The organism is Microcoleus sp. MON1_C5 (assembly GCF_036701875.1).
Lineage (GTDB): Bacteria > Cyanobacteriota > Cyanobacteriia > Cyanobacteriales > Microcoleaceae > Microcoleus.
In genome coordinates, this window is sequence record NZ_JAUBRN010000134.1 from 1 (window position 1) to 4168 (window position 4168).

Here is a 4168-nt window from a genome sequence, read left to right on the forward strand (position 1 = left end):
TCTGCCTCTACTAGATAGAATTTGTGCAGATAATTCATTGGAGCATGATGCGCCCAGTTCTGCATTTTTTCTTGATTAGCTTTTACTCTGTCAAGAATACCCTGTTGCTCTGACTGTGGAGTATCATAATACACCGCGAACCTTACTAAAGAATCGTAAAAATGGAAGACAGGAACAACGGGCATTCCTACCATTGCATCTAAATACTTCTCTATTCTAGCAGTATTCTCAATTGCTTCCGAGTAATTTTCCAACCAATAACAAAGTAAAATTTTATTCAAATATATGTATGCAACTCCCACTTTGTCGTTTGCTTGCTCGTACAATGGCAACTTCAGCTCCTCATCGCAGGCTTCACCCTTTAGAAGGAAGGGATTTTCACTTTTTCCGAGCAAGTTTAAGGTAGTCTGCCAATAGGTTTCTATATAATTAAGCGCTGTTTTTTGCTTGATTTTATGAGCAGCATCTCTGTAAGTTCCCATCTCTTTTTCAAGGACAGTCAGTTCTTTGCCGCTAAAGTAAGCGAAATAGGAGTACACCATTAAACCATAGCCTGCATATTCTAAATCTCCCGTCTCCAGTCCGCTAGAGTAAACTGATACTAAAGGCTCTAAGGTTTCTCTCAGATTCTCTTTGCAATGTCGGATAAATAGATTTACTATGAAGGCTGTCTTGGCTTTGATTTCTTGAGCATTTAACTTGGAGACTAGACTTAAAGCTAATTGACCGAACTGATAACCTGAGTCAATATCTCCTAAAACTCCACAAAGAAGAAAACCATAATTGGCATAGGCAAAGGGAGAAACGGAAGCATTGCCATATTGGACGGATAAATCTACTTGTTTGCATACCGTCAAGGGCAACAGTGCAGGAGCAACAATGTATGCAGGAGCAAAGATACTTGATAAAAGTTTCATGGCTGCTAGTTTATACGGATCGCTCATTTGAGGCAAGTCAATTAAATCCTCAATTCGCTTCCCCTTCAAAATTGTCGCTGTTTCCCCTACTGCCTGCCCAATATCTGACGGGTTCGGCTCTTGGGGAAACTCCACCCCTAACAGCTTTAAAACTTGTAGCGCTGTATTAACGGCTTCTAGCACCCTGTTCTGTCCCACGTAAGCTTGAATCTGGACTTCATACACTTTTACTGTGTCCAGTAGCGTTTTAGCGCAGTTTTGCACCCTCTCAACAAATCTCAGCATTACTTCAAAATCACCGCTCAAAAAAGCTGTCTCTGCTGCTTCCTCATGCAGCGCTAATGTTAATTTATACTGATAAGTCCAGCTATCTTCTACTAACAGTCCCAACCCTGCTTGCAAATATTTAAGCGCAGACTCATGGGCTGTAGCTGCTTTGGCTTTTTGACCGGCAATTAAATTGAGTTTAGCAATTTCAGTTCGTTCGGATTGATCGGCAACCCCTTCAATTCCTAGATTCAAATGATCGACGATCGCAAATATGTCTTCCGTTCGCTTCTCTGTCGAGGTATTTTGCCAAAGCAGGCGACCGATTTGTAAGTGAACAGTTTTTTTAGAACTTTCCTCAATCAGAGCATAGGCTGCTTGTTGCACGCGATCGTGCAAAAACTTGTAAGTAGTAATGATTAGATGAGACTGAATAATTTCTTCTTCTGTCGTGCCTAATTCAGAAGTGGCTAAAATTAACCCATCTTGGAGCGCGGACACTAGCTCTTTAAAAGTTTCGGCGGTAGATTTTTGATTGACAATTGACAGAGTGTTTAAGTCAAAACTATTGCCCACACAAGCGGCTAACCGTAAAATCTGTTGAGTTGAGCCTGGCATCTTTCTCAATTTCCCGACCATCAACTCAACCACGTTATCGGTAATACCTACTGCTTCGATTTCTGAAATTTTCCAATCCCAGCTTCTTTGCTGAAAATGGAAATTTAGTAGTTTTTCTTCATAGAGACTTCTGAGAAACTGATTGACAAAAAAAGGATTGCCTTGAGTTTTACCAACGACTAACTCAGCTAGGGGTATGACCGCTCCTCTATCTCTACGCACAGTATCAGCTATCAAATTAGCGATATGTTCGATATCTAAGGGAGTTAAGGTAATTTGGTTAATAGTAACATCTTGCTTTTGCAACCCATCCAGCGTCATTATCAGAGGATGCGTGGGGCTCACTTCGTTATCTCGATAAGCTCCAAGTAGAAATAAATATTTCGTTTCCTCATCTGCCATCATTACTTGCAGCAGTTTCAGAGTAGCGGAATCAGCCCATTGCAAATCATCTAGAAAAATGACTAAGGGATGCTCGACTGAACAAAACACCCGGATAAATTTTTGAAAGACTAAATTAAAACGATTTTGTGCTTCTGTAGCACCTAACTCTTGCACGGGTAGCTGTTTCCCAACGATGAGTTCTACGTCGGGAATGACATCTATAATAATTTGACCGTTATCACCAAAAGCTGCTAAAAGTTTTTCTTTCCAGGCGCCCAGTTGCGTTTCGCTCTCAGTTAATAGTTGTTTGACTAAGGACCCAAAAGCTTTGACAACAGCCACATAAGGAACATTGCGTTGAAATTGGTCGAATTTTCCGGCAATAAAATAGCCGCTTGCCTTAGTAATCGGTTTATAAACTTCTTGCACTAAGGCTGATTTGCCAATGCCAGAGTAACCCGACACTAACATGATTTCTGTTGTGCCATTGCTGACGCGCTCGAATGCTGCTAATAAGGTTTCAATTTCTCGTTTTCTCCCATAAAGTTTTTGGGGAATTTGAAACTTATCTGTAATATCTTTTTGGGCGAGATCAAAATCTGTAATCGTTCCTTTAGCCTTTAGCTGTTCCAGGCATTCTTCTAAATCTACGATGATTCCCCAAGCACTTTGGTATCTTTTTTCAGCAGTTTTTTCTAACAGCTTCATTACTATATCAGAAACGGCTTTAGGAATTTCTATTTCTGCCTTGATTTCATGGGGCGGTACTGCTTGTTTAGCAATATGCCAATGGACTAATTCCATTGCATCGTTATAATCGCATGGCAGTTGCCCCGTTAGCAGTTCGTAAAAAGTGACTCCTAATGAGTAAAAATCCGTGCGGTAGTCGATCGCTCGATTCATTCTGCCTGTTTGTTCCGGCGATATATAGCTGAGAGTGCCTTCTAAAACAGTAGGATTTTTTAGGGTAGGATTCTCACGCGATAAGACAGTAGAAATGCCAAAATCTATGATTTGAACTAGCCCTGTTGTCGAGTTAATAATAATATTGCTGGGGTTGATATCTTTATGAATAATGTTATGTTGATGAAGGTCGCCTAAAGCTCTGGTTATTTTAATACCGGTTGCCAAAAACTCTTCTAAGGTAAGTTTTTGATCGGCCAACCACAGGTTAAATGACTTTCCACCAGAATCCTCGAAAATAATAACTAAACTGTTCTGGTATCTTTCTAAGCTATAGGTTTTAGGTACACTTTCTAGGTTAAGATTGCGTGTTATTTCGTATTCCTGCTTGTATCTGACTAACGAAGCTGGCATCGGATAATCTTGCTTGAGAAATTTGAGAATTACCCGTTGGTTGTCTTGCTTTCTCAATCCTCTGTAAACTAAAGAATTGTTAGTTTCATGTATTTGGTTGGTAATCTCGTAGCCAGCTAAGTTAATCATCTTTGCAGCCTATTTTAATAATAAATACACATTTTTTTAGCCATTATCAATTTGTAAGTAGATTTACCCTCTAATATAAAGACTAGCCTGCACTTTAAACAAAATTTAAATTTCAACTAAAAAAATATTAATTTTTACATTTCTTAAAAAAAATACAAATAAAGATTTATGTTAGGAGGGAGCTCGCTCTACAGTTTCCTCCAAAAGCAGGCAGAACAGAGACCAAGGGCGAGATCCCTTGGTCTTCAGAGGAGATTTGTACGGCTTGTTATAGTTACTAGATCGATCGTCTGATATGCCTAGACCCGCATCTGAGTTAAATCCTTCAGCCCATAGCATTTTTTGAGAGGATTCTTAGTTGAAAAACCGTAAATACTCTTGTCCATTGCTGCTCACCTATTTTTATTACTGAACTTTTGATTTGGGAAACTACAGTTTTGCATCAATTTGTAGGGGTAGCTTAATAATAAATAGGGTGCCGACTCCCACCTCACTTTTACATTCTATTTCACCCAGAAGTTTTTGGGTTACTAAAT

Annotated in this window: 1 protein-coding gene; it reads right to left on the minus strand. The window is 39.5% G+C overall.

Annotated features, from left to right (window positions below):
- The coding region (locus QUA71_RS28910) for a serine/threonine-protein kinase PknK (RefSeq protein WP_333290412.1) at nucleotides 1-3632 on the minus strand (3632 nt) is incomplete at its 3' end.
- Nucleotides 3633-4168 lie beyond the last annotated feature (536 nt).